Below are 26,984 nucleotides of genomic sequence, written 5' to 3' on the forward strand. Positions count from 1 at the left end.
CGGCCTCCCTGCAGGGTCCCGCTGTGAGCCTGCGAGCGGTGGGGGCAGGGAGGCCCATCCGCTGGTCGGGGCCCGTCCCCTCAGCCGCCGAGGCGGGCGCAGTCGGCGGGGCCGAGCTCGACCGGGTCCCCGGCCGCGAGCTCGGCCAGCACCATCGCCTGCACCAGCGGGTCGCGCGGCAGCTGGCCGTGGGCCACCCGCGCCTGCGCGCACACCGACTGCACGGTCAGGTTGAGCGCGCCCTCGAGGCGGGCGGAGTCCGGCGGGGTCACCGTCTCGTCCTGCGTCGTCCAGATCGACACCCAGGTGGGCCCCTCGGGCGTCTCGTCGTCGGCGTTGAGGTCGCCCAGCAGCGGGCTGCCGGTGGTCAGCTGCCGGCAGGCCTCCGGGCACTGGGCCGGGGCCACTCGCTCGGCGAGGTCGGCCAGCGTGGTGCCGTGGTGCGGGGAGCCGAGGGTGAGGACCCGCCGGGCGACGCCGGCCCCGCCGTCGGCGGCCCACACCCGCGCGATCACGCCGCCGGCCGAGTAGCCGACGACGTCGACGCTGCCGGCGCCGGTGCGCTCCAGCGCCGCGCCGGCCGCGGCGTCGAGCGCGGCGGCGGAGAGGGCGAGGTCGCCGGTGCCGCCCTCGGGGACGTCGACGACGGTGGCGTCGCGGCCCTCGGCGGTCAGCCGCTGGGCCAGCGACGCCAGCGACCCCGCGTTGCCGCCGTAGCCCGGCACCAGCAGCACCGGCCCGGGCTCCTCCTGGGACACCGGGTCGGCCGGCGCCGCGGCGTCCGTCCCGCGCACGACCAGCAGCGCCGTCGCGGCGGCGAGGGCGACGACGACCAGCGCCACCAGGACCAGGACCAGGCGGCGGCGGGCGGGGGAGAGGCCGGCGAGCACCTCCCCACTGTCCCCGGTGCGGCCGGCGGCTGCGGGAGACTGCGCGCGTGCTGAGCCGCGACGAGTACCTCGCCGAGTGGTCGCGGTGGCACGGCGGCACCGACCCGGCGAGCAGCCGGCTGGTGCACGGCTGGCTGACACTGGCCTACACGCTGGCCCGCTCGGTGGCCTGGCTGCCCCCGCTCGGGGCCACCGCGCTCGGCCTGCTGGTGGCCCTGGCCGCCGTCGGCCCGGCGCTGGCCGGCGGCGCGTGGCTGGTCGCCGCGGGCCTGCTGGTCGGGCTCTCGGGCCTGCTCGACTCGCTGGACGGCGCGCTGGCGCTGGCCGGTGGGCGGGCGTCGCGGCGCGGCTACGTCCTCGACTCCGCCGTCGACCGGCTCACCGAGGCCGGCTACGCGGTCACCCTCTGGGTCGCCGGGGCGCCGGGGTGGCTGGCCGCGCTGTTCGGCGCGCTGTGCTGGCTGCCCGACTACCTGCGCGCCCGCGCCGGGCAGGCCGGGGTGGCCGAGACCGGCTCGATCTCGGTGTGGGAGCGGCCCACCCGGGTGGTCATGACCGGGTTCACCGTGGGCGGGGCCGGCGTCGTCGCCGCGGCCGGGCTCACCGGGGTGGCCGGCGTCGGCGACGTCCCCGCGGCCGTGGTGACCGCGGGAGCCGCCGTCGGCTCGCTGCTCGGGGTGGTGGGCACCGCGCAGCTCGGGTTCTCCCTGCGCCGCGCGCTGGAGGACCAGCCGCCGCGCTGAGACGACCCGTTCAGGACGTCCTGCCGCCCCTCTCGCCCAGCTCGCTCTGGGCGGCCGAGCTCTTGCGGGGGTCCTCCTCGCCCTCCGCCTCCGCCTTGGCGTTCGCCTTCTCCGCCGTGTCGCTGCCCTTGCCGCTCTTCTCCGCCATGCCGACCTCCACGTCGAGGGTCGCCGTCCGGGTCCGGACGGCCGGGCGCTGCCACCACCCCCGGCGGACCGGCTCGGACACCGCCCGTCCGGGCGGACGAACGCACGCGGTCGGCGGTGGACCACCGCGGACGTGCCCGTCTCGCGGCCACACGCCGGGGTGTGCGCGAGCAGAGGCGCTGCCTAGGGTGGGCGTGCGCCGCCGTCGCGGCCGCGGTCCCCCCACCCTCCCGCCGCCGCCCCCCGCCGTCCCGAGGAGCCCCCGTGCCCGTCGTCGTCACCGGCTCCATCGCCACCGACCACCTGATGACCTTCCCCGGCCGGTTCACCGACCAGTTCGTCGAGGGCCAGATGGAGAACGTCTCGCTGTCCTTCCTCGTCGACGACCTCATCCAGCACCGCGGCGGTGCCGGCGCCAACATGGCCTACGGCCTCGGCCTGCTGGGGCTCGCGCCGGTGCTGGTCGGCTCGGTCGGCAGCGACTTCGCCGACTACGAGGCCTGGCTGACCCGCCACGGCGTCGACACCCGGGACGTGCGCTGGTCGGAGCTCAAGCACACCGCCCGCTTCGTGTGCACCACCGACGCGGTGAACAACCAGATCGCCTCCTTCTACTCGGGCGCGATGAGCGAGGCGGGGCAGATCGAGCTGGCTCCGGTGTGCGCGCGGGTCGGGGAGCCCGACCTCGTCGTCGTCGGCCCCAACGACCCGACGGCGATGGTGCGGCACACCCGCGAGTGCCGGGAGCGCGGGACCGCCTTCGCCGCCGACCCCAGCCAGCAGCTGGCCTGGGCCGACGGCGAGATGATCCGCGACCTGGTCGACGGCGCCGAGCTGCTGTTCACCAACGAGTACGAGTCGGCGCTGCTGCTGCAGAAGACCGGCTGGACCGACGAGGAGGTCCTCGCGCGCGTGGGCACCTGGGTGACCACCCGCGCCGCGCAGGGCGTGCGGGTGCGGCAGGCCGGCACCGACACGATCGAGGTCATCGCCGTGCCCGAGACCAAGCCGGTGGAGCCCACCGGCGGCGGGGACGCCTTCCGTGCCGGGTTCATCGCCGGCCGCGCGTGGGGGCTGGGACTGGAGCGGGCGACGCAGCTGGGCTCCGCGGTGGCCACCGAGGCGGTCGAGGTGGTCGGCACGCAGGAGTACGAGCTGCGCCGCGAGCCCTTCCTCGACCGCTTCGCCGACGCCTTCGGCCGCGCGGCCGCCGACGAGGTCGCCGCGTTCCTGCCGTGACGCCGCGGCCCTGCCGGACCGCGCCGGGGCCACGTGGCGTCCCCGCGTCGCGCTGAGCCCTGCCACGGCGTCCCGACCGCGAGCCTCCGGCCCCGTGGCCGGCGCACCGTCCTGCGGATCCTGTGCGCCGATACTGGTGTCCTTCGAGGCGGCCTGTCGGACGACAGGAGGAAGAGCCCGGTGTGCGGCCTCAGCGCCGGGGGGCTCGACACACGTCGTGCGGTACCGGTGTCGTCGGCGACCGCCGGGGGACGGTGCGATGGACACCGGCTCAGGAGGCGCGCGCCACGATGACGGTGAGGACCAGCGCTGTGAGGGCGGCGGAGGCGAGAGCAGCGGCGAGCGCGACCGGGTGCCGGATCCCGGCGCGGGACTCCCCGGGGGCGTAGTCGCGGACACGGTGGTGTCGATCCAGGACGAGGGCCACCACTCCCACGGGCACAGCCGTGGTCAGCGAGCCGATGCCGATCCACGCAGTCGTCGACTGCCGCTCGACGTCCCAGTACATGCCGCTGTCCGGAGCTGCCGCGGCGATGAGGTAGAGGAGTCCGAAGAGGAGCAGGACCCAGCTCAGGCCCGCGACGGCGCGCGGGATGTCCTCGTGTTCCCTCACGGCCCGTCCCATGGCCGCCGTCCTCACCGGTCAGCACGCCTGGTGCCGGACCGCTCAGGCTGGACCTCCGTGCACGCCTCGGGAGGCCCGGCCTCACCTGGAGAGGCCGGCAGCGCTCTCCACGCCCCCGGCTGCACGTCGAGGAGTGTCGTCCGACGCGGACTCGAGCGTGTGGGGACGCCGCCGAGCCGGCCGGCTCGCCTGCTGGCGGTCCTCCGGTCCTCCGGTCGTCGGGTGGTCGGGTCAGGACTCCCGGCCGGCGCCGACGATGACGTACGCCATCAGCGCCGGCTCGTCGCTGCGGTTGTGCCACGCGTGGCGGGTGCCACGCTGCACGACGCAGGTGCCGGGAGTGAGGTGCACCTCCTGGCCGTCGTCGAGCTCGAGCCACATCTCGCCTTCGACGCACAGGCCGTAGTCGATGGTGTCGGTGGTGTGCATGCCGGGGGCGTCCGGTTCGAACGCTCCGATCAACCCGGGCAGCTTCTCCTCGACCTCTGCCGAGAGATCGTCCGCTGAGCCGGTCGGTGACGGAGCGGAGGACTCCGGGGCGAAGCGCAGGAGCAGGAACCGGGTGCCGCCCACGCCGGGGAAGAACGGGAAGACCTCGGCGTCCGGAGCCCCGGTGCCGACGGTGGTGGTCCCGTCTGCGGTGCCCCACACCGGGTAGAACTGCGCGCCGGGGACGGCTCCGACCTCGATCGCGGGCGTCGCCTCGTCGGACACGACGACCGACCTGCCCTCGGCGTCATGACCGGTGACCACGTGACGTACCCGAACACCCATGGGTCCTCCTCCGGCGCGGCGCTGCACCGGCAGGTGGGTCCGGTGCCATGACGCCGACCGCGCCCATGCTCGACCGATCCGGCCCGGGCCGGAAGCCCCGGCTCCGCGCGGGCCGTGCCGATCGTCGCCCCGCGCCGCCCCGGGTCGGACGTCCCGGCGTCGGCCCGGTACGAGGCCGGACGGGCTGCTCCGGCTGAGGCGTGGGGTGGCGTCGGCGCCCTCGAGTCGGTCGCGGACGGCGGCAGCACCGACGGCGCACACGATCCGCAGGACAGCTCCTAGCTGCCCCGGACCTGCTCGCCGATCGAGGGGTCCTGCGCCCACGTCGTGTAGGGGATGCGCGGGATGGTGCGCACCTCGCCGATCGTCGACCACTCGTTGCCGCCGAGCCGGGCCAGCGGCCGCAGCTCCTCGATGCGCGGCCGGCCGTCGCGGACGGCGGACTCCCACACGCTGATCCACTCGACCCGCCCGAAGACGACCGTGCTGTCACCCAGCCGCAGCGTCGAGTGCAGCGTGCACTCGATGGCGACCGGGGACTGCGCCACCCGCAGCGCGGCCACCTTCTCGCTGGGCTCGAGCCGGACGCCGGTGTGCTCGGCCTCGCTCTGGTCGGGCGGGAAGTCGGTGCCGGTGGCGTTGGCCTGCTCGAACAGCTCCTCGGGCACCAGGTTGACGGTGAAGTCGCCGGTGGCCTCGACGTTGGTCAGCGAGTCCTTGCGGCCCACCGAGGTGAACTGCACGACCGGCGGCTTGACGCAGGCGACCGTGTAGAAGGAGTGCGGCGCCAGGTTGTGCACGCCCTCGGCCGAACGGCTGCACACCCACGCGATCGGCCGGGGGACGACGACCGAGTTGACGACCCGGTAGAAGTCCGACGGCTTCATCGCCGCGGGGTCGAAGGTCGTGCGGGCAGGGGAGTCGGCCGAGGTCACGCCCCATCCTCGCCCGCGTCAGCCGACCGCGCGCCCGCGCCAGGTGAGGGTGCCCCGCCGGTGCCCGCGCACCGACCCGGCCAGCAGCACGTCGAGCGCCAGCAGCGACACCGGGTGGGCCAGCGCGTCCGGCCACACCCGGCTCCCGGTGACAGCCGCACTCACCGCCCGCCCGGCCACCCCGGCCAGGTAGCCGGCCAGCCCCGCGCGCGAGCCGCCCAGCGCGGCCAGCGCCGGCACGACCCCGACGGCGGTGAGCACCGCGGCGGCGCCCAGCCCCGCGGCCGGCGACCCGCCGACCGAGGACCACAGCGACTTGCCGTAGCCCCCGCGCATCGCCGTCCAGCCGTCGTACATCCGGCAGGTGGCCAGGTCGGCGCCGGCGGCGGGGACGGCGCGGCCGCCCGCGCGTTTGACCGCCCGCGCCAGCGCGACGTCCTCCACCACCTGGTCGCGCACCGCGGCGTGCCCGCGGGCGCGCAGGTAGCCGCGGCGGGTCAGCGCCAGGAACTGGCCGTTGGCGGCGGTCAGCGACGGCCGCGGCGAGCGCTCGGCGGCCCGCAGCGGCAGCGTGGTCAGCCACAGCCAGGGCGACAGCGGCTGCACCAGCCGCTCGGCCGCCGACACCGCCACCGGCCGCGGCCAGGGCGAGACCAGGTCCAGACCGTGCGCGTCGAGCAGCCAGGCCGCTGCGGCGAGCGCGCCCGGCGCCAGCCGGACGTCGGCGTCGACGAACACCAGCACGCCGTCATCGGCCGTCTGCGCGCCCACCCAGCAGGCGTGCGGCTTGCCCAGCCAGCCGTCAGGCGGTGGCGGGGCGGTCAGCAGCCGCACCCGCGGGTCGCCGATCCCGCGGACGACGGCGGCCGTGCCGTCGGTGGAGCCGTCGTCGACCACGACCACCCGCAGGTCGGGCACCCCCCGCGAGGCGAGGACGGCGGACAGGCAGCCGCCGACCGCGGCCTCCTCGTCGCGCACCGGGACGACGACGGTGACCGGCCGGGCCACCGCCGGCGGGTCGGCCGGGGCCCGGCGCAGCAGCCGGGCGTTGACCGCGGCGTGCGCGGCGCCCGCGACCGCCAGGCCGGACAGGACCCGGACGACCGGGCCGCTCACGGACGGCGGGCCTGCACGGCCAGCGTCACCAGCACCGGCACCGCCAGGGCCGCGCCCCAGGCCGCGGAGCCGGGCAGGTCGAGGAAGGCCGCGTGCGCCAGCGCGCCACCGAGGGTCATCCACCCGAGTACCAGCAGCGGGGCGGCGTCGCCGGTGCGCCGGCCCCCGGGCAGCGCGGTGCGGGCGACCACCAGGTCGAGCAGCGTCATGAGCACCAGGCCGGCCAGCAGCCAGCCGGCGAGGTTGGTCAGCGGCACGGTGTCGATGCCGGGCAGGCCCGGCTGCGGGCGCGCCCACGTCCAGTAGCCGGCCTGCACCAGCTGCGGGTCGAGCACCACGTCCCACGCGGCGAACACCGCGGCCGCGACGACGACGCGCGCGGGCCGCTGCCGCCCGGGCCGCACGCGCCGGGTGAGCAGCCGGGCCAGCACCCAGCTCGGCCAGGCCATCATCAGCCAGGCCAGCGGCACCAGGAACGGGACGCCGAGCAGCGTGGGGCCCAGCACGTCGCTGTAGGCGTAGGGGCCGTAGGGGAAGCCGGTGGCCACCCCGACCGACTCGAACACCACCGCGGTGGCCGCCACCAGGCCGAGCACCGACAGCCCGGTGCGCGGGCCGTGCGCCACGGCGGCCGAGGTCACCGACACCGCCGAGCCCAGCAGCACGATCGTCCAGGACACCGCGTCGCGGCCGCCGCCGTCGGTGAGCGGGTAGGCGATCGCGGCCAGGACGACCGCGACGGCGAGGACCAGCGGCAGCCGCGCGGCCGGTGCCGCGGCCCGCCGGGCGGCCGCCGTCACCGAGCTCATCGGGCGCTCATCGGGCGCTCATCGGGTGCTCACCGGGAGCGGACGGCGCGCAGCGCCCGGCCGGCCCGGCTCCGGGCACGGGCGAGCGGACGGCGGTCGGCGAGCACCGCGCGCGCCGCCGTCCGGCCGGAGTTGCCCGACACCCCGCCGCCGGGGTGGGTGGAGGCACCGGCCAGGTAGAGGCCCGCGAGGCCGGGCACGCGGTAGCCCGACAGCGCCGGGGTGGGCCGGAACGCGAACATGCTGGCCAGGCCCATCTCCACGTGCATGACGTTGCCACGCAGCAGCGACAGCTCCCGTTCCAGCAGCAGCGGCGTCTGCACGTACAGCTGCTGCACCGAGGCGGCGAAGCCGGGGGCGAAGCGGTCGACGGCGGCCACCAGGCGGGCGGCCTCGGCGTCGGCGAGGGCGTCCCAGTCGCCGCCGTCGGCGAGGTCGTAGGGGTACCACTGCCCCCACACGGTGACCACGTGCCGCCCGGGCGGGGCGAGGGTGTCGTCGCTGGCGGAGAACGACATCGCCAGCGGCACCGGCTCGCGCGGCAGCCGGCCGGCCAGCCAGTCGCCGTGCGCGGCGGCGAGCTGCGCGCGGTCGGTGCACAGCAGCTGCAGGCCCTGGGCCGAGACGGCCGGGTCGACGCCGGGGTAGGCCGGCAGGGCGTCGGTCAGGCAGCGCAGCACCAGGCCGAAGCCGTTGCCCACCGGCGGGGCGGCGGCGGCCAGCGCGGGCGGGGCGTGCTCGCCGGCCAGGTCGCGGGTGGCCAGCACGTGGCAGGCGGCGACGACGACCGGGGCGCAGACCCGCCGTCCGGACTCCGTCTGGACGCCGGCGACCCGCCCGTCCTCGACCAGCAGCCGCGCGGCGCCGTCGCCGAGGGTGACCCGCCCGCCGTCGGACTCCAGCCGCCGGCGCAGCGCCTCGGTCAGCCCGCCCGAGCCGCCCACCGGGTGACCCGGCGGGGTGTCGTGCAGCAGCGCCACCCAGGCGACCATCGCCGCGGTGCCGGGCTCGGACATCGGCGGGCCCGACTGCGCGCCGAACCAGGCCAGCGCCGCCTTGAGCCGCTCGCTGGTGAACCACCGGTCGAGCAGCGCGTCGCCGGAGCCGAGGAAGTCGACGGCGAGGTCGCCGCCGGGCGTGCGCGGGGCGTCGCCGCTGGGCGCGCCGAGCGGCCAGAAGGCGCGGACCAGCCCCAGCGGGGTCGGCTGCCGGCCGAAGGAGTCGACGACGGCGCGGCTGCGCGGGCCCCACACGCCGACGAACCGGCGGTAGGCGGCGGCGTCGTCCTCCCCGCAGGCGGCGGCGATGGAGGCGCAGGTGGCGTCGAGGTCGACGGAGAAGACCAGCGGCCGGCCGTCGGGGCCGGGGTCGCCGGGCACCGGCGCCGGCGCGAAGCCCCACGGGTCGCAGTCGACGTAGCGCAGCCCGAGCGCGGCGAGGTCGAGCTCCTCGACGACGCCGCTGTGCCGGACGATGACGTGCGCGCTGGAGCCGCGGTCGACCCGCACGCCGGGCCAGCGCTCCACCGTGGACACCGCGCCGCCGAGCACCTCGTCGCGCTCGACCACCTCGACGGCCAGCCCGGCCCGGGCCAGGTGGCAGGCAGCGACCAGGCCGTTGTGCCCCGCGCCGACGACGACGGCGTCGACCACGGCGTCAGTGGCGGCGTCGGCCACGGTGCCGGGCACGGTGCCGGGCACGGTGCCGGCCACGGCGTCGGCGCGGCGGCCGCCGGCCGGCACGCCGGTCAGGACGCGACGGCGCGCAGCGGGAGCCGGGCGCCGAGGATCGCGAAGGGACGGGCGTCCCCGGGGAAGTGGTGGCCGCGGGCGAGGTCGACGAAGCCGTCGGCGTGGTAGAGGCGGAACGCCTTGGTGTCGGCGTCGGGCGTCGACAGCAGCGCCACCGGCGCCGGGACGCCCTCGACCAGGGCGTGCAGCAGCCGCCGGCCCAGCCCGCGGCTCTGCGCGTCGGGGTGCACGTGCAGCTCGCACACCTCGAAGGCGCCGGGCAGCCAGCGCTTGGCGGTGCGCCGGTCGAGCGCGGCGCGCACCTGGTCGTGCCACCACTGGCCTGGTGCGACGAGGTAGCCGTAGCCGAAGCCCACGAGCCGCTCGCCGTCCCTGCCGGCCTCGAAGGCGCCGACGGCGCGGAAGCCGGGCCGCTCGGTGTGCTGGACGGCGTAGCCGTAGCGGCCGGCGACCACCGAGGCGTCGTAGCCCATCGCCTCGCCGTAGATGGTCAGCGCCTCGTGCATGTGGTCGCGCAGCCAGCCCACGGGCAGCTCGGTCACCCGCGTCGCGGGTGTCGTGCCGGTCACGGGTCTCTCCTCGCTCACGGACCCACCGCGGCGGCGGGGTCGTGGGTGGTTCCGGTGGGGGTGGTCCCGAGCGGCGTGCTCCCGAGCGGCGCGGCCCCGGGGTGCGCGGCCCCGCCCCGTGCCGCCTCGGCGCGGGCGGCCTCGGGAGGGCCGTCGCCGACCTCGGCGGCGGTGCCGGCGGTCAGCCGCAGCAGCTCGTCGTAGCTGGTGGGGAAGACCGCCGACGGGTGCCCGGCGGCGGCCCAGACGCGGTCGTGGCGGGCCAGCTCGACGTCGACGAGGGTGCCGATCGGCCCGGGGTGGCCGAGGGGGGCGACGCCGCCGATGGGCTGGCCGGTGTGCTCGCGCACGAAGTCGGCCGAGGCGCGCCGGACCTGCGGGACGCCGAGCAGCGCGGCGACCCTGGCGACGTCGACCCGGTGCGCGCCGCTGGTGAGCACCAGCAGCGGCGCGCCGTCCACGTCGAAGACCAGGCTGTTGGCGATCGCGCCGATCGGGACGCCGAGCGCGGCGGCGGCCTCCGCGGCGGTGTGCGCGCCGGAGGGGAGCTCGTGGACCCGCCCGCTCGCCCCCGCCTCGGAGAGCAGGTCGGCGAACGCGGCCACCCGGGGGTGGGCGGGTCGGCTCATGCGTCGATCCTGCCACCGCTGTCGGACCCCCGCCGTACCGTCCGCCGCGCACGGGCGGGGGAGGGGACGCCGGTCCCTGCTCCCGGGTGCGTCCGGCTTGACGACACCGTCGCGGTCGGGTGTACTCGTGCTGTTCGAACAGACGTTCGAACGGTCGGCCACCGCTCCCGGGACCTTCCCCGCCCGGGCGGTGGGCGGGCCGGTCGCGGGCACGGGGTGGGGAGTCGGGCATGAGCCGGGTGCTGGGTGAGGTCGGCGAGCGGGTCGGCGAGGAGGTGCGGGTCGAGCGGGGGCCGCTCGGTCCGGCGCAGTTCTGGCGCGGTCAGTGGCGCTACGTCGTCGGCGAGCTGCTCGACTCCTGGGTGGAGACCGCGCCGTGGTGGCAGCGGTCGGCCGCCGGCGGCGCCTCGGCCGACCTGGTCGCACCCCGCGAGGTCTTCCGCGTCGAGGCGGTGCGGGCCGGGCGGTCGCGGATGAGCTTCGCCGGCGTCTACGACCTGTCCTGGGACGCCGCCGACAACCGGTGGTCGCTCGTGCGGGTGCACGACTGATGGGCGCCGCTCGCGTCATGGCCGACCAGCTGCCCCTGCCCCCGCCGCTGCCGGCGGCCGCCGTCCAGCTGCTCGACCAGGCCACCCGGGCGCTCGCCGAGGCGGCGGGCTCGACCGACCCGCGCCGCCGCTACGCCACCGCCCACCTGGGCGCGCTGCGCGCCGCGGCGGCCGTGCTGGCCGCCCGCACCCGGCCCGAGAGCGGCCGCCGCCGGCCGCGCAGCGCCTGGGTGCTGCTCGGCCAGGTCGCTCCCGAGCTGGGCGAGTGGGCCACCTTCTTCGCTGCCGGCGCGGCCAAGCGGGCCGCGGCCGAGGCCGGGCTGTCCCGCGCGGTCACCGAGCGGGAGGCCGACGACCTGGTCCGCGACGTCGGCTCCTTCCTCACCGTGGTCGAGGACCTCCTCGGCCACGAGCCCGAGCCCGCCCCGCGCCCGCGCGTGGTCGGCGGCACCGCCCACCGTCCCGCCCGCGGGCGGTGAGCGGGGACCCCTTCGTCCACCTCCACGTCGCCTCCGGGTACTCCCTGCGGTACGGGGCCAACCACCCCGCCGACCTGGTGGCGCGCGCCGCCGAGCACGGCATGGGCGCGCTGGCGCTGACCGACCGCGACGGCCTCTACGGCGCGGTCAAGTTCGCGCTCGCGTGCCGGTCGGCCGGGGTGCGGCCGCTGTTCGGGGTCGACCTCGCGGTCGCCCCGGCGGTGGACACCGCCGTGCCGCGGGCCCGGGCGCGCGTGCTGGGGGAGGACGACGAGCTGACCGTGCCCGGGGTGGCCCGGGACCGGGGTACCCCTGTGCGGCCGGCCCGCCGCAGCCCGGCGCGCGGCGGGGCGAGCGTCGACCCGCGGCTGCCCCGGGTGACCTTCCTCGCCCGGGACGGCGCCGGCTGGCGGGCGCTGTGCCGGCTGACCAGCGCCACCCACCTGCGCGGCACCCGCGGCGAGCCGGTGGCCTCGCTGGCGCTGGCCGCCGAGCACGCCCCGGGGCTGGTCGCCGTGCTGGGACCGGACTCGCCGGTGGGCCGGGCACTGGCCGCCGGCCGGGCCGACGTCGCCGCGGCCCGGCTGGACGCCTGGCGCTCGGTGTTCGGCCCGGGCTCGCTGGTGGTCGAGCTGGTGCACCACCGCGGCCGGGGCGACCGCTCCCGCGCGCAGGGGCTGATGCGCTTCGCCGCCGAGCAGGGCGTGCCGGTGGTGCTCACCAACGCCGTCCGGTACGTCGACGCCCTCGACGCGCCCACCGCCGACGTCCTCGACGCCTCCCGGCGGCTGGTCGCCCTCGACCGGCGGCACGTCGACCGGCGCACCGCCGAGGGCTACCTGAAGTCGGGCAAGGAGATGGCCGAGGTCGCCGGGGAACTGGCCGGCCCCGACCGCGACGCCGCGCTGCGGCTGCTGGAGCGCACCGCCCGGCTGGCCGAGCAGTGCGTCGTCGACGTCCGCAAGGACCTCGGCGTCGGCACCGTGCGCTATCCCGAGCTCGACGTCGTCACCCGTCCCGGCGAGCGGGGGATGGGCCCCTCGCAGGTGCTGCGCGCCCGCTGCGAGGCGGGGCTGGGCCGGCGCGGGATGGCGGCCACCGCGCAGGTCACCCGGCGGCTGGACGACGAGCTGGCCGTCGTCGACTCCCTCGGCTACCCGTCCTACTTCCTCACCGTCGCCGACGTGGTCGACCTCATCAGGAGCCTGAGGGTCCGCGCCGCGGCGCGTGGGTCGGGCGCGGGCAGCCTGGTCACCTACCTGCTGGGCATCTCCGACGTCGACCCGATCCGCTACGGGCTGCTGATGGAGCGCTTCCTCTCCCCGCTGCGCCACCAGCTGCCCGACGTCGACATCGACGTGGAGTCCGCCCGGCGGATGGAGGTCTACGACGCGGTCATCGACCGCTTCGGGGCGCAGCGGGTCAGCTGCATCTCGATGATGGACACCTACCGGGTGCGGCACGCCATCCGCGACGTCGGCGCCGCGCTCGGGCTGCCGCCGGGCGAGGTCGACGCCGTCGCCAAGGCCTTCCCGCACGTCCGGGCCGACCAGGTGCACGCGGCGCTGCGCGACCTGCCGGAGCTGCGGGCCAGCCGGCTGGGCTCGCGCCGGGGCGGGGGCACCGGCGACCTCGACCTGCTCTTCGACCTCGTCGCCCGGCTCGACGGGCTGCCCCGGCACATCGCGCTGCACCCGTGCGGGGTGCTGCTCTCCGACGCCACGCTGCTCGACCGCACGCCGGTGGAGAACAGCTTCCTCGGCTACCCGATGAGCCAGTTCGACAAGGACGACGTCGAGGAGCTCGGGCTGCTCAAGCTCGACCTGCTGGGCATCCGGATGCAGTCGGCGATCGCGCACGCGGTCGAGGAGGTGGCCCGGGTCGACGGCGAGACCCTCGACGTCGACGCGATCCCGAGGGACGACCCGACGACCTTCGAGCTCATCCGCAGCACCCGGACCCTCGGCATGTTCCAGATCGAGTCGCCGGGGCAGCGCGAGCTGGTCGGCAAGTTCGGGCCGGAGACGTTCGAGGACATCGTCATCGACATCTCGCTGTTCCGGCCCGGCCCGGTCAAGAGCGACATGGTGACGCCGTTCCTGCTGGCCCGGAACGGCTGGCAGGACCCGGTCTACCCGCACCCCGACCTCGCACCGTTCCTCGAGCAGACCGCCGGCGTCGTGGTCTTCCACGAGCAGGTGCTGCAGATCGTGGCGCAGATGACCGGCTGCGACCTGGCCCAGGCCGACGAGGCCCGCCGCGCGCTGGGGGACAAGGAGCTGCACCCGGAGGTGCGGGCCTGGTTCGTGCCGGTGGCGCTGCAGCGCTACCCGGTCGAGGTGGTCGAGCGGGTGTGGGAGGTGCTGGTCGCCTTCGGCTCGTTCGGCTTCTGCAAGGCCCACGCCGCGGCGTTCGCACTGCCCACCTACCAGTCGGCGTGGCTCAAGACCCACCACCCGGCGGCCTTCCTCGCCGGGGTGCTCACCCACGACCCGGGCATGTACCCGAAGCGGCTGATCCTCGACGACGCCCGCAACTTCGGCATCCGGGTGCTCGGCCTCGACGTCAACGCCTCGACCGGCAGCTACCGGGTGGAGCGGCTGGCGACGCCGGACCGGGGAGGACCCGGCCGGGAACCCGACCGGCGGGCGGACTGGCAGCGTCCGGACTGGATGCCCGCGGCCATGCCCGACCCCTCCCGCTACGGCATCCGGCTCGCCCTCGCCGACGTCAAGGGCATCTCCGACGACGAGGTGACGCGGATCGTCGCCGGGCAGCCCTACCGGTCGCTCACCGACTTCTGGACACGCGCCGCGGTGTCCCGCCCGGTGGTCGAGCGGCTCGTCCTGGCCGGCGGGTTCGACTCCCTCTACGGCTTCGGGGTGCGCGACCGGGAGGCCGGCCGGCCCACCCGTGCCCGCGGCTCGATGACCCGCCGCGACCTGCTGCTGCAGATCAGCGAGCTCGACCGGTGGAGCCGCAGCGGCGCGAAGGCCGGCTCGGTGGGGCAGCTCAGCCTCGACCTCTTCGGCCTCGAGACGCCAGATGACGCCGACGCCGACGCCGCCGACGGCGAGGGCGCCGGCGTCTCCGAGGCGGAGGAGACGGCGCTGTCGGGAGGCGTGCTGTCGTGGGGCGCGGGCTCGGGGCTGCCCGAGTTCACCGACGCCGAGCTGGTGCGCGCCGAGCTCGAGGTGCTCGGGCTGGACGCCAGCCGGCACGTCGTCGACTTCTACCGGCCCTTCCTCGCCGCGATCGGCGCGGTGCCGGCCGGGGAGCTGCTCGGCAGCCGCAGCGGCGCCGAGGTGCTGGTCGCCGGGGTCAAGGTGGCCACCCAGACCCCGCCCATCCGGTCGGGACGGCGGGTGGTGTTCGTGACCCTCGACGACGGCACCGGCTGCACCGACTCGACCTTCTTCGAGGACGTGCAGGGCCCGTACGCGGCGACGGTGTTCCACTCGTGGCTGCTGGTGATCCGCGGGGTGCTGCGGCGCACCGGCCCGCGCGGGGTGTCGATCCGCGCGACCGGCGCGTGGGAGCTGCCGGCACTGCACGAGGCGTGGGAGACCGGCGGGCTGGCCGCGGTGGCCGAGCAGATGGCCGCCCCGGGGGAGTACACCGAGCAGGCGATCAGCGGGGCGGCGGCCTCGCACGGGGCCCGGCCGGTGGTGGTCAAGCCGGTGCTGGTGCACCCCACCGGCTTCCGGATGTCGCCCTACGCCGACGTCAAGCCCGCCGGCGACGACGCCGCCACCGCCGCCCGCCGCGCCGCGGCCGCCGCACCCCGCAAGCTCTGGCACTCCAGCCCCGGCAGCCCGGGCCACTGAGCGGGCCCGCTCCTGCGGCGGGGCCACCCGCCGGTCCGCCACCGGTCCGCCACCGGTCCGCCGCGGGTCCGGCACGATGGCCCCGGTGACCCCGGACCTGCGCGTCTGCTTCCTCGGCGACTCGTTCACGGCCGGCGTCGGCGACCCCGAGCACCTCGGCTGGGTCGGCCGGCTCGCCGCGCGCAGCGCCCGGGCCGGGCGCCCGCTGACCGCCTACCCGCTGGGCGTGCGCCGGCAGACCGGCGTCGAGGTCGCTGCCCGCTGGGCGGCCGAGTGCGCGCCCCGGCTGTCGGGGGAGTGGGACGCGCGGCTGGTGGTCTCGTTCGGGGTCAACGACACCACGCTCGAGGACGGCGCCCCGCGGGTCGCACCGGAGCGCTCCGTGGCCGCCCTCGACACGGTGCTGGCCGGAGCCCGGGCCGCCGGCTGGCCGGTGCTGGTGGTCGGCCCGCCCCCGGTGGCCGACGCGGCGCAGAACGCCCGCACCGCCGACCTCGACGCGCGCTTCGCCGAGCTGTGCGCCACCCGCGGCGTCCCCCACGTCGCCGTCCACGCCGCGCTGGCCGCCGGCCCGGCGTGGACGGCCGAGGTGGCCGCCGGCGACGGAGCCCACCCCGGCGCGGCCGGGTACGCGGCGCTGGCCGACCTGGTCTGGCCGCACTGGCGGGCGTGGACGGCGGAGGCCGACCCCCCTCCGTCGACGCCGACACCCCCGGGCGGCGCGCACCGATGACTCGGGCGGCACCGCGCGGTCTACTCCTGCACGCCGGCACGCCGCCGGTCGCCGGAGAGGAGCGAGGACCCCCATGCCGAAGCAGATCCCGTGCCTGTGGTTCGACGGCCGCGCCGAGGAGGCCGCGCAGTACTACACGTCGGTCTTCCCGAACTCCTCGATCGACCAGGTCACCCGCTACGGCCCCGACATGCCGGTCCCCGAGGGCACCGCGATGACCGTGAGCTTCACCCTCGACGGGCAGGCCTACGTCGGTCTCAACGGCGGCCCGCAGTTCCCCTTCTCCGAAGCGATCAGCTTCCAGATCCACTGCGCCGACCAGGACGAGGTCGACCACTACTGGGCGCGTCTGACCGACGGCGGCGAGGAGGGCCAGTGCGGCTGGCTGAAGGACCGCTTCGGCGTCTCCTGGCAGGTCATCCCGGTCGAGCTCTTCGCGCTGCTGTCCGACCCCGACCCCGGCCGGGCCCAGCGCGCCACCGAGGCGATGCTGCAGATGCGCCGGATCGTCGTCGCCGAGATGCGGGAGGCCGCCGACGGCGTCCCGGCGTGACCCGGCGCCCCCGCCAGTAGGGTCGGGCGGGTGAGCGCCCCCGCCCCGTCCACCGGCGAGCAGCTGCCCGTCCGGACCGCCGCGGTGTGGGCCGCGCTCGACCCGGTCGTCGCCTCCGGCGAGGCGCTGCGGGTCCTCGACGTCGGCGGCGGCAGCGGCGGGTTCGCCGTCCCGCTCGCCCGGCTCGGCCACCAGGTCACCGTCGTCGACCCCAGCGCCGACGCCCTGGCCACCCTGCAGCGCCGGGCGCAGACCGCCGGGGTGGGCGAGCGCGTCCGCGGGCTGCAGGGGGACGGCGACCTGCTGCACGAGCTGCCCCTCGACGACGGGCACGGCGCCGGCGGCGGCTACGACCTCGCGCTGTGCCACTCGGTGCTCGAGGTCGTCGACGACCCCTCGGCCACCCTCCGCGAGGTCACCCGCGCGCTGCGGCCCGGCGGCCAGGTCAGCATCGCCACCGCCAACCGCGCCGGCGCCGTCCTCGCCCGGGCGCTGGGCGGGCACCCCAGGGAGGCCCTGGCCCTCCTCGAGGACCGCGACCCCGCGCCGAGCCGCACCCGCCCGGCCCGGCGCCGCTTCGGCCCCGGCGACCTGCTGGCGCTGGTCACCGGCGCCGGGCTCGAGCCGGGGGAGTGGCGCGGCGTCGCCGTCGTCGCCGACCTGCTCGACGCCGCCTCCGGCGCCGGCCCCGAGGCGGTCCGCCGGCTCGAGCTCGCGCTCGCGGTCACCTCGCCCTACCGCGACGTCGCCACCGGCCTGCACGTGCTGGCCACCCGTCCGTGACGGCGCTGCCGGCCGGCCTGACCCGCCCGGACTACGGCACCGCCACCCTCGCCGACGTGCTGCCCGGCGCGGCCGCCGCCCTCGGCGTCGACGTCGACCGCGGCGGGCTGCCGGCCGACCCGCTCGGCCTCACCGCGGCCCTGGCCGGCGCCCGCCGGGTCGCCGTCCTGCTCGTCGACGGCCTCGGCGCGCACCTGCTGCGCGAGCACGCCGCCCTCGCCCCGACCCTCGCCGGCCTGGCCGCCCCCGCCGGCGACCTCGCCGCCCCCTGCCCGAGCACCACGCCGGTCAGCCTGACCACGCTGGCCACCGGCGTCCCCCCGGGCGGGCACGGCGTGCTCGGCTTCGTCACCGCCGTCCCCGGGCAGGACCGCACGCTCAACCACGTGCAGTGGGCCGACGACCCCGACCCGGCGCAGTGGCAGGCGCGGCCCACGGTCTTCGAGCAGCTCGCCACCGCCGACGTCCCGGTCACCGCCGTCGCCCCCTACGCCTACCGCGGCTCCGGGCTGTCCACCGCCGCCTACCGCGGCGCCGGCTACTCCGGCACGGTCGGCGCCGGCGACCTGGCCGCCGTGGTCCTGCAGTCGTTGAGCCTGTCGCCGACCGGCCTGGTCTACGGCTACACACCCGAGCTCGACCTGACCGGGCACGTCCGCGGTGTGGACTCCGACAGCTGGCGGCTGCAGCTGGCGCTGGTCGACAAGCTGGTCGAGCAGGTCGTCGACGGCCTCCCCGACGACGCCGCGCTGCTGGTCACCGCCGACCACGGCATGCTCGACGTCCCCGCGCACACCCGCGTCGACCTCGACGAGGAGCCCGAGCTGCTCGACGGCGTCGCCCTGCTCGCCGGGGAGCCGCGGGCCCGCTACGTGCACGCCGTGCCCGGGTCCGCCGGCGACGTCCTCGGCGCGTGGCGCGGCGTGCTCGGCGACCGCGCCTGGGTGGCCGGCCGGGAGGAGGCGGTGGCCAGCGGGGTGTTCGGCGACGTCGACCCCGCGCTGGCCGCCCGCATCGGCGACGTCGTCGCGCTCGCCCGCGGACCCTGGGCGATCACCGCCGGCCTGTCCGAGCCCGGGCCGAGCCGGCTGGTGGCCTACCACGGCTCGCTGACCGACGCGGAGCTGGCGATCCCGCTGCTGCTGGCCCGCGGCCGCGCGCTGGGCTGAGCCCTACCCGGTCACCGACAGCGTCGTCCACACCCGGGAGTGCGCCGGGTGCGTCGCCCGGCAGGTCAGCTGCACCGCCTCGGCCGACGGCCGGCTGTCGAGCCGGACGACGACGTCGCCCGCCGGGCCGGCCAGCACCACCTCGAACCGCTCGACGCCCTCGGCCTCCTCGGCGTCGGTGCCGGGCAGCCGCCGCGAGCCGCGCACCGGCAGGTCGTCGACGCCGAGCAGCCCGGTGGACTCCCTCGCCGCGGCCTGGGCGGCCTGCGCCGGCATCGACAGCCCGGCGCGTCCGCGCAGCCAGGGCAGCGCCACCTGCCCGCGGGTGTGCGCGGCCACCACGTCGGCGCCGTCGCCGGGCACCGCGCCGTAGGCGAACCCGTGCGGCAGCACCAGCACGTTGGAGGCGAACCGGCAGCCGCCGAGGTGGCTGCACTCCCAGACGTCGGCTGCGGGCATCGACCGGGCCAGCGGCCGGCCGCGCAGCGCGCAGCAGGCGTCGTGCTGGCCGTGCGTGCAGACCAGGTAGGTGGGTCGCTCCGCCCGCTCGCCGACCGACCCGTCCCAGGGGGCCGCCAGCAAGTCGGCGTCCTCCGTCCGCACCGACCACCACAGCCCCTCGCGGCCGGGCCGGCCGTCGGCGTAGGCCCAGCCCCGGCCGGTGTCGGCGAGCCGTTCCCCGGGACGGCGGACCAGCAGCACCCGCACGCCCTCGGCCCGCGCGCGGGCCGACAGCCGGGCGGCGACACCGCGGTCGAAGCGGGACTGGGTCAGGGCGTCGCGGCCCCACGGCCCGGGCTGCTCGACCAGCAGCCAGCGCTGCGCCGGTGAGGCCGTGCCCACGGGGGAGTCCCCGCGGGCCTCGGCCGTCACCGAGCACCGGGTCGCGTCGAGCCGGCCGGCCGGGGTGGAGCGGGAGGCGGCCGGGGTGCTCACCGGGGGCAGGGCCGCGGGCTCACGACCCGGTCCCGAGGGCGTCGGCACGCTCCCCATCGTCCCCGCCGGCGTCCGGCGCGGGCGCACCGGGACCGGTCGGGCCCGGCTCGGGGGCGGTGGCCGGGACGCCGTCGACCCCGCCGCTGCCGGGGGAGGCGGCGTCGGCGACCAGCGCGATCGACTCGGTCACCAGGCGACGGGCGAGGGTGAGCCGGTCGTCGGGGTCCAGGCCGGTCAGGTCGGCCACCTTGAGCTCGCCGGCGGCCAGCAGCGCGGCCAGCGCGGGCCGGGTGGCCGCGGGGAACTCGTGCCGGCGCCGGCCGCCGAGCAGGACGACCCGGTCGCCGTCGCCCTCGCGCAGCGCCACCCGGAGCCGGCGGCGCAGCCGCAGCACCGAGTCCGGCGTGAGCGCCGCGGCGGCGGTGGCCTGGGCCAGCGGCGCCACCGGCTCGGGGCGCACCTGCGCCCAGGTCCGCGAGCGCAGCCGGTCGGCGACCTCGTCGGGGTCCACCCGGTCCAGCCAGTCCCCGAGCGCGGCGACGACGGCCCGGACCTCGTCGCGCACCGACCCCGGGTCGGCCAGGTCCAGGCCCAGCGGCAGCGAGCGGCGCAGCTCCCGGTCCTCGGCGGCCAGCACCCGCACCAGGTCCAGCGCCGACTCCGCGGCCGCCCAGCGGGTGACCGGGTGCACGCCGATGGTCAGGTGCGCGCTGGTCTGGCCGAGCGCCACCGCCGAGTGCAGGTAGCCGCGGGGGAGGTAGAGGGCGTCGCCGGGGCGCAGCACGGCGTCGATCACCGGTTCGCGCTCCGCGGCGGCGGCGACCGCGGCCGACCGGTCGGTCCAGGGCTGGGTGCGCAGCGGGTCGGGCAGCACCGGCTCGTGGATCGTCCAGTGCTTCTCGCCGGCCACCTGCAGCACGAACACGTCGTGGACGTCGTAGTGGGGGGAGAAGCCGCGCGAGGACGGCGGGGTGACGTAGGCGTTGACCTGCGTGGGGTGCCCGAGGTCGGCGGCCAGCTGGTCGGCGAACTCGATCAGCGGCGGCCAGAGCCGGTGCAGGCCCTGCAGGACGACGGTGCTGCCGTCGGCGAACAGCCGCAGCACGGCGTCGGAGGAGACCTGGTCGGCGATCTCGGCACCGGCGCCGCCGGAGCTGGTGAAGCGCGTGGCGTCGACGACCTGGCCGTCCTTGGCGATGCGCAGGAACGGGGTGCGCAGGCCGCGGCGGGAGAGCAGCTCGTCGACGTCGGCCAGGGTCAGCAGGTCGGCGAAGGACTCACCGGTGTCCTCGGCGCGGGCGAGCAGGGGGCGGCGGGACCAGTGCTGCCCGGCGAAGACCTCCGGGTCGAGGTGCGTGCACCGGCGCAGGGCCGGGCGGAGGTCGCCTCCGCCCGGCCCGGTGCCTGTCGGGTCCTGGCTCAGGCCGAACCGTCCGCACCGCCGTCGGCCCCGCCGTCGGCGCCGCCGTCCGAGCCGCCGCCCGAGGCACCGCCGTCGGCCGGGCCGTGCCCGGCGCCGCCGTCCGCGCCGCCGTCGGCGCCACCGTCGTGACCGGCACCGCCGTCGGCCGTGCCGTCGGCACCGCCGTCGTGGCCGGCACCGCCGTCGGCCCCGCCGTCCGCGCCGCCGTCGTGGTGGCCCGGCGTGCCCTCGCCCGCGCCGCTGTCGGCCGGACCCTCCACGCTGGTCATGTCGTCGTCGTCGAGCGCCATCGAGCTCCTCCGGGGATCCGGGTCGGGACCGTCCGCCGGACGACGGTCGGTCGTGTCCCACCTAACCCGTTCGGTGTCCCGCCACACATGGCCCGACCTGCCGTTTCACGACACGCGCGGACACCCCGCCGACGCCGCGCCGGCGCCCGCGGCGGGCGGCTACGCTCCCCGGGTCGGTCCGAACAGGTGTTCGAGGGAAGGGGTGCGGCGTGGCGCCGTCGCGGGGGCGGGCGGAGGGGTGCAGCGTGCTGCACGTCGACATGGACGCCTTCTTCGCCAGCGTCGAGGTGCGCCGGCACCCCGAGCTGGCCGGCACGCCGGTGATCGTCGGCGGGGCCGGCAACCGCGGGGTGGTCACCTCGGCCACCTACGAGGCCCGGGCGTACGGCGTGCACGCCGCCATGCCGACGGCGCGGGCGCTGCGGCTGTGCCCCACCGCCACCGTGCTGCCCGGCGACATGGCGCTCTACGCCGAGGTCTCCCGGTCGGTGATGGCGCTGTTCCGCTCGATCACCCCGCTGGTGGAGCCGCTGAGCCTGGACGAGGCGTTCCTCGACGTCTCCGGCGCCGGCCGCCGTCTCGGGGACGCCGCCGAGATCGGCGAGTACCTGCGCGCCCGGGTCTTCGACGAGCAGGGCATCACCTGCTCGGTCGGGGTGGCCGGCACCAAGTTCGTCGCCAAGCTGGCCTCCACCCGTGCCAAGCCCGACGGGATGCTCGTCGTCCGCCCGGCCGAGGTGATCGACTTCCTGCACCCGCTGCCGGTCGGCGCGCTGTGGGGCGTGGGCGCGAAGACCGAGGAGGTGCTGCTGCGGCTGGGGCTGTGCACCGTCGGCGACCTCGCGCACGTCCCGGCCCGCACCCTGCAGCGGGCGGTGGGCCCCGCGGCGGGCGGGCACCTGCACGAGCTGGCGTGGGGCCGCGACCCGCGCCGGGTGGTGCCCGACGAGCCGGAGCGGTCCACCGGGCACGAGGAGACCTTCGGCACCGACGTCGACGACCCCGCCGTGATCCACCGGGAGCTGTTGCGGCTGGCCGAGCGGACGGCGGGCCGGCTGCGCGCCGGGGGCTGGCTGGCCCGCACGGTGAGCATCAAGGTCCGCTTCGCCGACTTCACCACGATCACCCGCAGCCGCACCCTCGGCGTCCCCACCGACGTGGGGCAGGAGCTGTACGAGACCGCCCGGGGGCTCTTCGACGCCCTCGGCCTGGACCGGGCCCGCATCCGGCTGGTCGGCGTGCGCGCCGAGCGGCTGGTGGACGCCGGGTCGGCGCCCCGCCAGCTCGAGCTCGGCGCCCGGGAGCACGGCCGCCGCGACGCCGAACTGGCCGCCGACCGGGCCGCCCGGAGGTTCGGGGCCGGCGCCGTCCGCCCGGCCACCCTGCTGCACCGCGACGGCGACCGACGGGTCCGCGACCACCCGCGGGGGTGATCGACGACGCCTCCCGGCGGGTCGCCGCGTGCTCGCCTTTCGCACCCCGCAATCGCCTCGTATCCTCGGTGTCACCGCCGGGTAGAGACCGGCGGTATTGGCTCCGCCCACCTGGAGGTCTCGGTGCCGCTCTCCGAGCACGAGCAGCGACTGCTGGAGCAGATCGAGCGCGCCCTCGTCGACGACGATCCCAAGTTCGCCTCCTCCGTCCGCACGGGTGACCGCAGGCTCAAGGCCCGGCGGAAGCTGCAACTCGGTGCGCTGCTGGTGCTGGTTGGCCTGGCCGTCCTCGTCGGTGGCGCCGTCGCCCCGTCCGTTCCCCTGGGGGTCCTCGGCTTCCTGGTGATGTTCGGCGGTACCGCTCTCGGCGTCCTCAACTACCGCAGCGCCACCGGCGTGGTCGAGGCCGGCCCGGCCGGTGCACGCGGGGGCAGCACGGCCCGCGGGCGGGGCGGCAAGCCCCGCCGGCAGCCGCTGAAGAACCGGCTCGAGGAGCGCTTCCGCCGCCGCTACGACCAGTAGCACCCCGACCGTCGCCGACGGCCGCCGTCCCGCCCGGGACGGCGGCCGTCGGCGTTCCGGGGGAGGACGGCGGTCCGCGTGCGGCGTCCGCCGCGCCCGTCCTCACCCCGTGGTGCCCGACCACGCGCTGCGGGGTGAGGTCGGGCACCACGGGGCGAGGCCGGGCCGGGGCGAGGCCGGGCCCGCGGGGACGGACCGCGCTGCACGGGCCGCGCTGCGCTGCCCGGGCCCGCGCGGGCGGTGACCCCTCGTCAGGCGGTGGTGCGGCGGCGCGGGGTCCGGGCGGCGAGGCCGGTGCGGACGGCGTCGCCGAGCGAGGCCGGCCACAGCAGCGCCCGCACCCGCACCCGGGCCGGCGCGGCAGCGACCAGCCCGCGCCGCGCCGCGGCCAGCGCGTCCTGCAGCGTCGGGTCGGCAGCCGCGCCGGGGCGGCCGTAGCTGGCGCCCTCCTCCGCGCGCGCCAGCCGCTCGACGGCCTCGGCCGCACCGGCGGCACCGGCGCGGTGGGCGCCCGCTCCGGGCGCCCGATCGGGATCGAGGGTCCGGGCCAGGACGGCGGCCTGCTGCCGGGGCGTGCGGGCCGGGTCCCAGGGCAGGCCGAGGTCGCGGGCGGTGGCGGCCAGCTCGTCCCACAGCGCGGCCGGGCCGCCGTCGGCGAGCCTCCGGCGCCGCTGCAGCGCGCGGGCGCCGGCCGGGGCGGCCAGCAGCGCGGCCAGCCCCAGCAGCACCCCGGCGCCCACCAGCACCGGGCGGGCCGAGGTGGCCTCGGCGGTCCCGCCCTGCCCCTGCGGCGTGGCGCCGTCAACCCGGTCGGTCTGCGGCGTCGGCGCGGGCGCGGGCACCGTGGGCACGGTCGGCACGTCGGTCGGCCGCTCCAGGATCTCCTGGTCGGCCGGCCGCGGCGCCCACGGCAGCTCGACGGCGCGCTCGGTGTCGATCGGCGTCGGGTCGAAGGCGATCCACCCCAGGTCGGCGAAGTAGACCTCCACCCAGGCGTGCGCGTCGTCGCTGGTCACCATCCGGCCGCCGCCGGGCTGCACCCGGCCGGGCGTGTAGCCCAGCGCCACCCGGGCGGGGATGCCGGCGGCGCGGACCATCGCGGCCATCGCGCCGGCGTACTGCTCGCAGTAGCCCTGCTTGAGGCGCAGGAAGTCGGCGAGGTCGTCGCCGCTGGTGCCCGGGGCGGTCGAGAGGGAGTAGACGAAGCCGTTCTGGCGGGAGAAGGAGTCGTGGATGGCGCGCACCGCGTCGTACGGCGTCGCCGCGCCCGCGGTGAGCGCCGCCACGAGGTCGGTCACGGCGGGGTCCAGGGGCGGCAGGGCGGTGTCGCGCTCCCGCAGCGGGGAGTCCACCGGCAGCGGCCCGGCCGCGCGCAGCTCCTCCTCGGTGGGCTGCGGCTCGACGGCGGTGACCCGGTAGCCGGCACCGCCGGTGGTGACGTCGCGGCCGAACACCGTGCCGGTGGCCGGGTCGAACCGCCAGGCCTCGGGGGCGTCGATGTCCACCTGCAGCGGCGAGGTGGGCACCGGCAGGAACCGGTCGTCGTGGCCCACGGCGGTCACCGCCACCTCCACCTCGCGGCCGCCGCGCCGTCCGGGCAGGGGGGCGAGGTCCTCCTCCTGCGCCACCGACGCCTCGCCGTCGAGGTTGCCCAGCGTCCAGCCCTCCTCGGCGTCGTACACGTCGAGGGTGACCACCCGCAGGTAGCCGGGGTCGAGCACGGAGCTGTCGACCTGCAGCAGGTCGATCGGCTCGGGCAGGGTCAGCTGCCCCTGCAGCGCCGCCGCGGGGTCGAGCGCGGTGCCGGTGGCGCCGCCGCCCCCGCCGCCGGGGCCGAAGCCCGCTGCCAGCCGGCCCTCGGGGAGGGTGGGCACCAGGCTGCCGAGCACCAGCCCGGCCACCAGCGCGACGCCGGCGGTGGTCACGGCCGCCGTCCCGCCACCGCGCCCGCTGCCCGGCCGCCCGGAGCGCTCGGCCAGCCGCCGCGCCTGGTCGGCCCACAGCAGCAGCGCCAGCCCGGCCGCCGGCGCGGCCAGTGCCAGCAGCCCGACGTCCCCGGTGACGGTGCTGACCGGCACGCAGAACAGCACCAGCAGGCCCAGTCCGGCCAGGGCCGGCTGCCGCCCGCCGACGGCGACCAGGTCGACGGTGACCGCCACCAGCCCGACCAGCAGCACGGTCAGCGCCAGCAGCCCGGTCAGCGGCAGCGCCGGCGTCGACTGTTCCCGGATCTCAGCCGAGCCGTCGAGGAGCACCCGGCCCAGGGCGTCCAGCGACGACGGCGTCGGCAGCCAGCCGCCCAGCGCGCGCTCCGGCGCGAACTGCGCGGTCAGCAGGCAGGTGAGCAGCCCCAGCTGCCCGAGCGGCACCAGCGGGACGGCGACGGCCGACGCCCGGGCAGGAGCCGGCCGACCGCCCGAGGCCCACGCCCACAGCGCCGGCCCGGCGGCCCGCAGCAGCAGCCCGCCGGCCGCGACGACGGCGATCGCCGCCAGCGTGGGCAGCACCCAGGCGGGGCGGACGAAGACCGGCCCGAGCGAGCAGGTGCCCAGCGCGCTCGCGGTGGCGGCGGCCAGCGTGGTGCCGCCGTCGCGCCGCAGCGTCCCCGGCGGCAGCGGCGGCGGATCGGCCCGGCGCGGCGGCGGAGGCGTCCGGACGGGGGGCGGGGCGAGGGCGGTCACGCCGGCACCCCCACCGCGACGCTGCGCGTGTGCGCGAGCTCGGCCCACACCGACTCGAGGCTGCGGTCGGCCCCGGCGCGGACCACCTGCCAGCCCGCGCCGCGCAGCAGCGACGCCGACTGCTCGAGCTGGCCGGTCAGGTGCGCGCGAGCGGACGCCGACAGGGCCCGCCGGCTGCGGCTGCCGGCCGGGTCGGCCCAGCCGGTGACGTCGAGCAGGACGGCGACGTCGCGGGCCGGGCCCGACCGCGCGGCCACCAGCTCGCCGAGGTCGTCGGGGCCGACGGTGCCCAGCAGGGCGACCACCGGGCCGTCGCCGGCCACCCGGGAGAGCAGCTCGACCGCCGGGGCCAGCGAGGCGCCGCGGGAGGGGGTGAGGGCGGCCAGCCGGTCGAGCAGGTCGGCCGGGCCCAGCCCGCCGCGCCCGGTCGCCGACCCCAGCTCGCCGGCCTCGGTCACCACCCGCAGGACCGCGCCGCGGCGGGCCAGCTGGCTGCCGATGCCGGCCGCGGCCTCCACCAGCCACTCCAGGCTGTCCGGCGGCGGCGCCGGGTCACCCGGCGGGCCCGGGACGGCGGCGGCCGCCGCGCCGCCCGGGGCGGTGGTGCGAGCGAGCAGGTGGGCCCGGGCGCGGGTGTCCAGCAGCAGCGCGGCCGAGGCCCGCCACGGCCGCTCCTCCATGCGGACCTGCAGCTCTCCGGTGCGCGCGGTGGCCCGCCAGTGCACCTTGCGCAGGTCGTCGCCGTGCCGGTACGCCCGGGTGCTGACGTCGTCCTCGCCGTGCACCGCGATCGACCGGCGGGCGCCCTCCGCGCCGCCGCCCTGTCCGCCGGCGGGGCCGCCCGGCCCCAGCTCGCGGACCCGCGGGACCACCAGCAGCGGGGCGTCGCCGGTGCCGCTGGTGGTGCGCTGCACCAGGCCGAAGGGGTCGACCAGCCGCAGCCGCAGCGGGCCGATCCGGTAGCGCCCGCGCCGGCCGCCGTGCACCCGGTAGCGCAGCGCGGCCGTCCCGCCGGTGGCCAGCCGCTCGACGACGAAGCGGGGGGAGCGGCCGAGCTCGGCGGGCAGCTGCTCGGTCAGCAGCCACAGCCGGCCGGTGCGGCGCTCGGTGTTGGTGACCTCGAGCAGCACCTCGGCGTCCTCCCCGCGCGGCACCCGTGCGGGGGAGACCGCCCGGCGGGCGGCCACCCGCACCCGCTGCCGGGACACCGCCAGCGCCGACAGCAGCGGCAGCGTGAGCACGAAGACGGCCAACTGGGCCAGCGCCCGCTCGCCGAGCAGCGCGGCGAGCGCGAGCAGGGTGAGGCCGGCGGCGACCAGGCAGCGGCCGCGGAGGGTGAGCGACGTCAGGGCGGTCCGCAGCGGGCCGGTCACGGTC

The 26,984-nt window shown here is 77.9% G+C and carries 26 protein-coding genes; 11 read left to right on the forward strand and 15 right to left on the reverse strand.

Annotated features, from left to right (window positions below; translation table 11 throughout):
• Positions 1-80: 80 nt before the first annotated feature.
• Positions 81-890 carry a lipase family alpha/beta hydrolase gene (locus BMZ33_RS11635; RefSeq protein ID WP_091110333.1) on the reverse strand — a complete coding sequence of 270 codons (810 nt, stop codon included), beginning with the start codon at positions 888-890 and terminating at the stop codon, positions 81-83.
• Between the two features lie 47 nt (positions 891-937).
• On the opposite strand from BMZ33_RS11635, the gene BMZ33_RS11640 reads away from it, so the two are divergent.
• Positions 938-1,633: a CDP-alcohol phosphatidyltransferase family protein gene (locus BMZ33_RS11640; RefSeq protein WP_091110336.1), complete on the forward strand. Its 696-nt coding sequence runs from the start codon at positions 938-940 to the stop codon at positions 1,631-1,633.
• Positions 1,634-1,643: 10 nt separating this feature from the next.
• On the opposite strand, the gene BMZ33_RS11645 is transcribed toward BMZ33_RS11640, so the two are convergent.
• The gene (locus BMZ33_RS11645) at positions 1,644-1,862 is read right to left on the reverse strand and encodes a hypothetical protein (protein WP_091110338.1); all 219 of its coding nucleotides are present in this window, start codon (positions 1,860-1,862) and stop codon (positions 1,644-1,646) included.
• A 182-nt stretch (positions 1,863-2,044) separates the two neighbouring features.
• Between BMZ33_RS11645 and BMZ33_RS11650 the strand changes: the two genes are divergently transcribed.
• Positions 2,045-3,019: a carbohydrate kinase family protein gene (locus BMZ33_RS11650; protein ID WP_091110340.1), complete on the forward strand. Its 975-nt coding sequence runs from the start codon at positions 2,045-2,047 to the stop codon at positions 3,017-3,019.
• 271 nt (positions 3,020-3,290) lie between these two features.
• Here the strand turns inward: BMZ33_RS11650 and BMZ33_RS11655 are convergent, their stop codons facing one another.
• From BMZ33_RS11655 to BMZ33_RS11690, 8 genes are all read right to left on the reverse strand, one after another.
• Positions 3,291-3,644 (reverse strand): hypothetical protein, encoded by a 354-nt coding sequence (locus tag BMZ33_RS11655; RefSeq protein WP_091110343.1) that lies wholly within the window; start codon positions 3,642-3,644, stop codon positions 3,291-3,293.
• Between the two features lie 231 nt (positions 3,645-3,875).
• Positions 3,876-4,445: a cupin domain-containing protein gene (locus tag BMZ33_RS11660; protein ID WP_169064196.1), complete on the reverse strand. Its 570-nt coding sequence runs from the start codon at positions 4,443-4,445 to the stop codon at positions 3,876-3,878.
• A 251-nt stretch (positions 4,446-4,696) separates the two neighbouring features.
• The gene (locus BMZ33_RS11665; protein ID WP_169064197.1) at positions 4,697-5,353 is read right to left on the reverse strand and encodes a flavin reductase family protein; all 657 of its coding nucleotides are present in this window, start codon (positions 5,351-5,353) and stop codon (positions 4,697-4,699) included.
• 18 nt (positions 5,354-5,371) lie between these two features.
• Complete coding sequence (locus BMZ33_RS11670; RefSeq protein WP_091110348.1) at positions 5,372-6,469, reverse strand: glycosyltransferase family 2 protein; 1,098 nt, start codon at positions 6,467-6,469, stop codon at positions 5,372-5,374.
• Entirely contained in the window at positions 6,466-7,278 is an 813-nt protein-coding gene (locus BMZ33_RS11675) for a carotenoid biosynthesis protein (protein WP_091110351.1), read from the reverse strand. The genes BMZ33_RS11670 and BMZ33_RS11675 overlap by 4 nt, the downstream gene beginning before the upstream one ends.
• Positions 7,279-7,307: 29 nt before the next feature.
• Positions 7,308-9,020: a phytoene desaturase family protein gene (locus tag BMZ33_RS11680; RefSeq protein WP_169064198.1), complete on the reverse strand. Its 1,713-nt coding sequence runs from the start codon at positions 9,018-9,020 to the stop codon at positions 7,308-7,310.
• A 5-nt stretch (positions 9,021-9,025) separates the two neighbouring features.
• Entirely contained in the window at positions 9,026-9,598 is a 573-nt protein-coding gene (locus BMZ33_RS11685) for a GNAT family N-acetyltransferase (RefSeq protein WP_091110354.1), read from the reverse strand.
• A 14-nt stretch (positions 9,599-9,612) separates the two neighbouring features.
• On the reverse strand, positions 9,613-10,227 hold the full coding sequence (locus BMZ33_RS11690) for a YbaK/EbsC family protein (protein ID WP_091110357.1): 615 nt from the start codon (positions 10,225-10,227) through the stop codon (positions 9,613-9,615).
• Positions 10,228-10,457: 230 nt separating this feature from the next.
• On the opposite strand from BMZ33_RS11690, the gene BMZ33_RS11695 reads away from it, so the two are divergent.
• The 7 genes from BMZ33_RS11695 (at position 10,458) to BMZ33_RS11725 (ending at position 18,322) form a co-directional block, all read left to right on the forward strand.
• Entirely contained in the window at positions 10,458-10,778 is a 321-nt protein-coding gene (locus BMZ33_RS11695) for a DUF6504 family protein (protein WP_091110360.1), read from the forward strand.
• Positions 10,778-11,257, forward strand: a complete 480-nt coding sequence (locus BMZ33_RS11700) for an SAV_6107 family HEPN domain-containing protein (protein ID WP_091110362.1) — start codon at positions 10,778-10,780, stop codon at positions 11,255-11,257. Before BMZ33_RS11695 ends, BMZ33_RS11700 begins: the two co-directional genes overlap by 1 nt.
• The gene (locus tag BMZ33_RS11705) at positions 11,254-15,084 is read left to right on the forward strand and encodes a DNA polymerase III subunit alpha (protein WP_091110364.1); all 3,831 of its coding nucleotides are present in this window, start codon (positions 11,254-11,256) and stop codon (positions 15,082-15,084) included. The genes BMZ33_RS11700 and BMZ33_RS11705 overlap by 4 nt, the downstream gene beginning before the upstream one ends.
• 85 nt (positions 15,085-15,169) lie before the next feature.
• Entirely contained in the window at positions 15,170-15,817 is a 648-nt protein-coding gene (locus tag BMZ33_RS11710; protein WP_169064199.1) for a GDSL-type esterase/lipase family protein, read from the forward strand.
• 73 nt (positions 15,818-15,890) lie between these two features.
• On the forward strand, positions 15,891-16,370 hold the full coding sequence (locus BMZ33_RS11715) for a VOC family protein (protein WP_091110366.1): 480 nt from the start codon (positions 15,891-15,893) through the stop codon (positions 16,368-16,370).
• A 30-nt stretch (positions 16,371-16,400) separates the two neighbouring features.
• A complete protein-coding gene (locus BMZ33_RS11720) occupies positions 16,401-17,153 on the forward strand; it encodes a methyltransferase domain-containing protein (protein ID WP_091110368.1) in 753 nt (250 codons plus the stop codon).
• Entirely contained in the window at positions 17,150-18,322 is a 1,173-nt protein-coding gene (locus BMZ33_RS11725; protein WP_091110370.1) for an alkaline phosphatase family protein, read from the forward strand. The genes BMZ33_RS11720 and BMZ33_RS11725 overlap by 4 nt, the downstream gene beginning before the upstream one ends.
• Before the next feature lie 3 nt (positions 18,323-18,325).
• Here the strand turns inward: BMZ33_RS11725 and BMZ33_RS11730 are convergent, their stop codons facing one another.
• The 3 genes from BMZ33_RS11730 to BMZ33_RS23730 all read right to left on the reverse strand — a co-directional run bounded on the left by BMZ33_RS11730 (position 18,326) and on the right by BMZ33_RS23730 (position 20,971).
• Entirely contained in the window at positions 18,326-19,258 is a 933-nt protein-coding gene (locus BMZ33_RS11730; protein ID WP_169064200.1) for a sucrase ferredoxin, read from the reverse strand.
• A 19-nt stretch (positions 19,259-19,277) separates the two neighbouring features.
• Positions 19,278-20,363, reverse strand: coding sequence for a cupin domain-containing protein (locus BMZ33_RS11735; RefSeq protein WP_342027971.1), 1,086 nt, complete (start codon positions 20,361-20,363; stop codon positions 19,278-19,280).
• Between the two features lie 314 nt (positions 20,364-20,677).
• Entirely contained in the window at positions 20,678-20,971 is a 294-nt protein-coding gene (locus BMZ33_RS23730; RefSeq protein ID WP_091110930.1) for a BatC protein, read from the reverse strand.
• Positions 20,972-21,216: 245 nt separating this feature from the next.
• Between BMZ33_RS23730 and dinB the strand changes: the two genes are divergently transcribed.
• Positions 21,217-22,404, forward strand: a complete 1,188-nt coding sequence (dinB, locus tag BMZ33_RS11745) for a DNA polymerase IV (protein WP_169064202.1) — start codon at positions 21,217-21,219, stop codon at positions 22,402-22,404.
• A gap of 123 nt (positions 22,405-22,527) precedes the next feature.
• Entirely contained in the window at positions 22,528-22,926 is a 399-nt protein-coding gene (locus BMZ33_RS11750; protein WP_091110375.1) for a DUF3040 domain-containing protein, read from the forward strand.
• A gap of 251 nt (positions 22,927-23,177) precedes the next feature.
• On the opposite strand, the gene BMZ33_RS11755 is transcribed toward BMZ33_RS11750, so the two are convergent.
• Positions 23,178-25,607 (reverse strand): transglutaminase TgpA family protein, encoded by a 2,430-nt coding sequence (locus BMZ33_RS11755; protein WP_169064203.1) that lies wholly within the window; start codon positions 25,605-25,607, stop codon positions 23,178-23,180.
• The gene (locus BMZ33_RS11760; RefSeq protein WP_091110377.1) at positions 25,604-26,980 is read right to left on the reverse strand and encodes a DUF58 domain-containing protein; all 1,377 of its coding nucleotides are present in this window, start codon (positions 26,978-26,980) and stop codon (positions 25,604-25,606) included. Before BMZ33_RS11760 ends, BMZ33_RS11755 begins: the two co-directional genes overlap by 4 nt.
• Positions 26,981-26,984: the final 4 nt, after the last annotated feature.

Source organism: Geodermatophilus dictyosporus (genome assembly GCF_900115505.1).
GTDB lineage: Bacteria > Actinomycetota > Actinomycetes > Mycobacteriales > Geodermatophilaceae > Geodermatophilus > Geodermatophilus dictyosporus.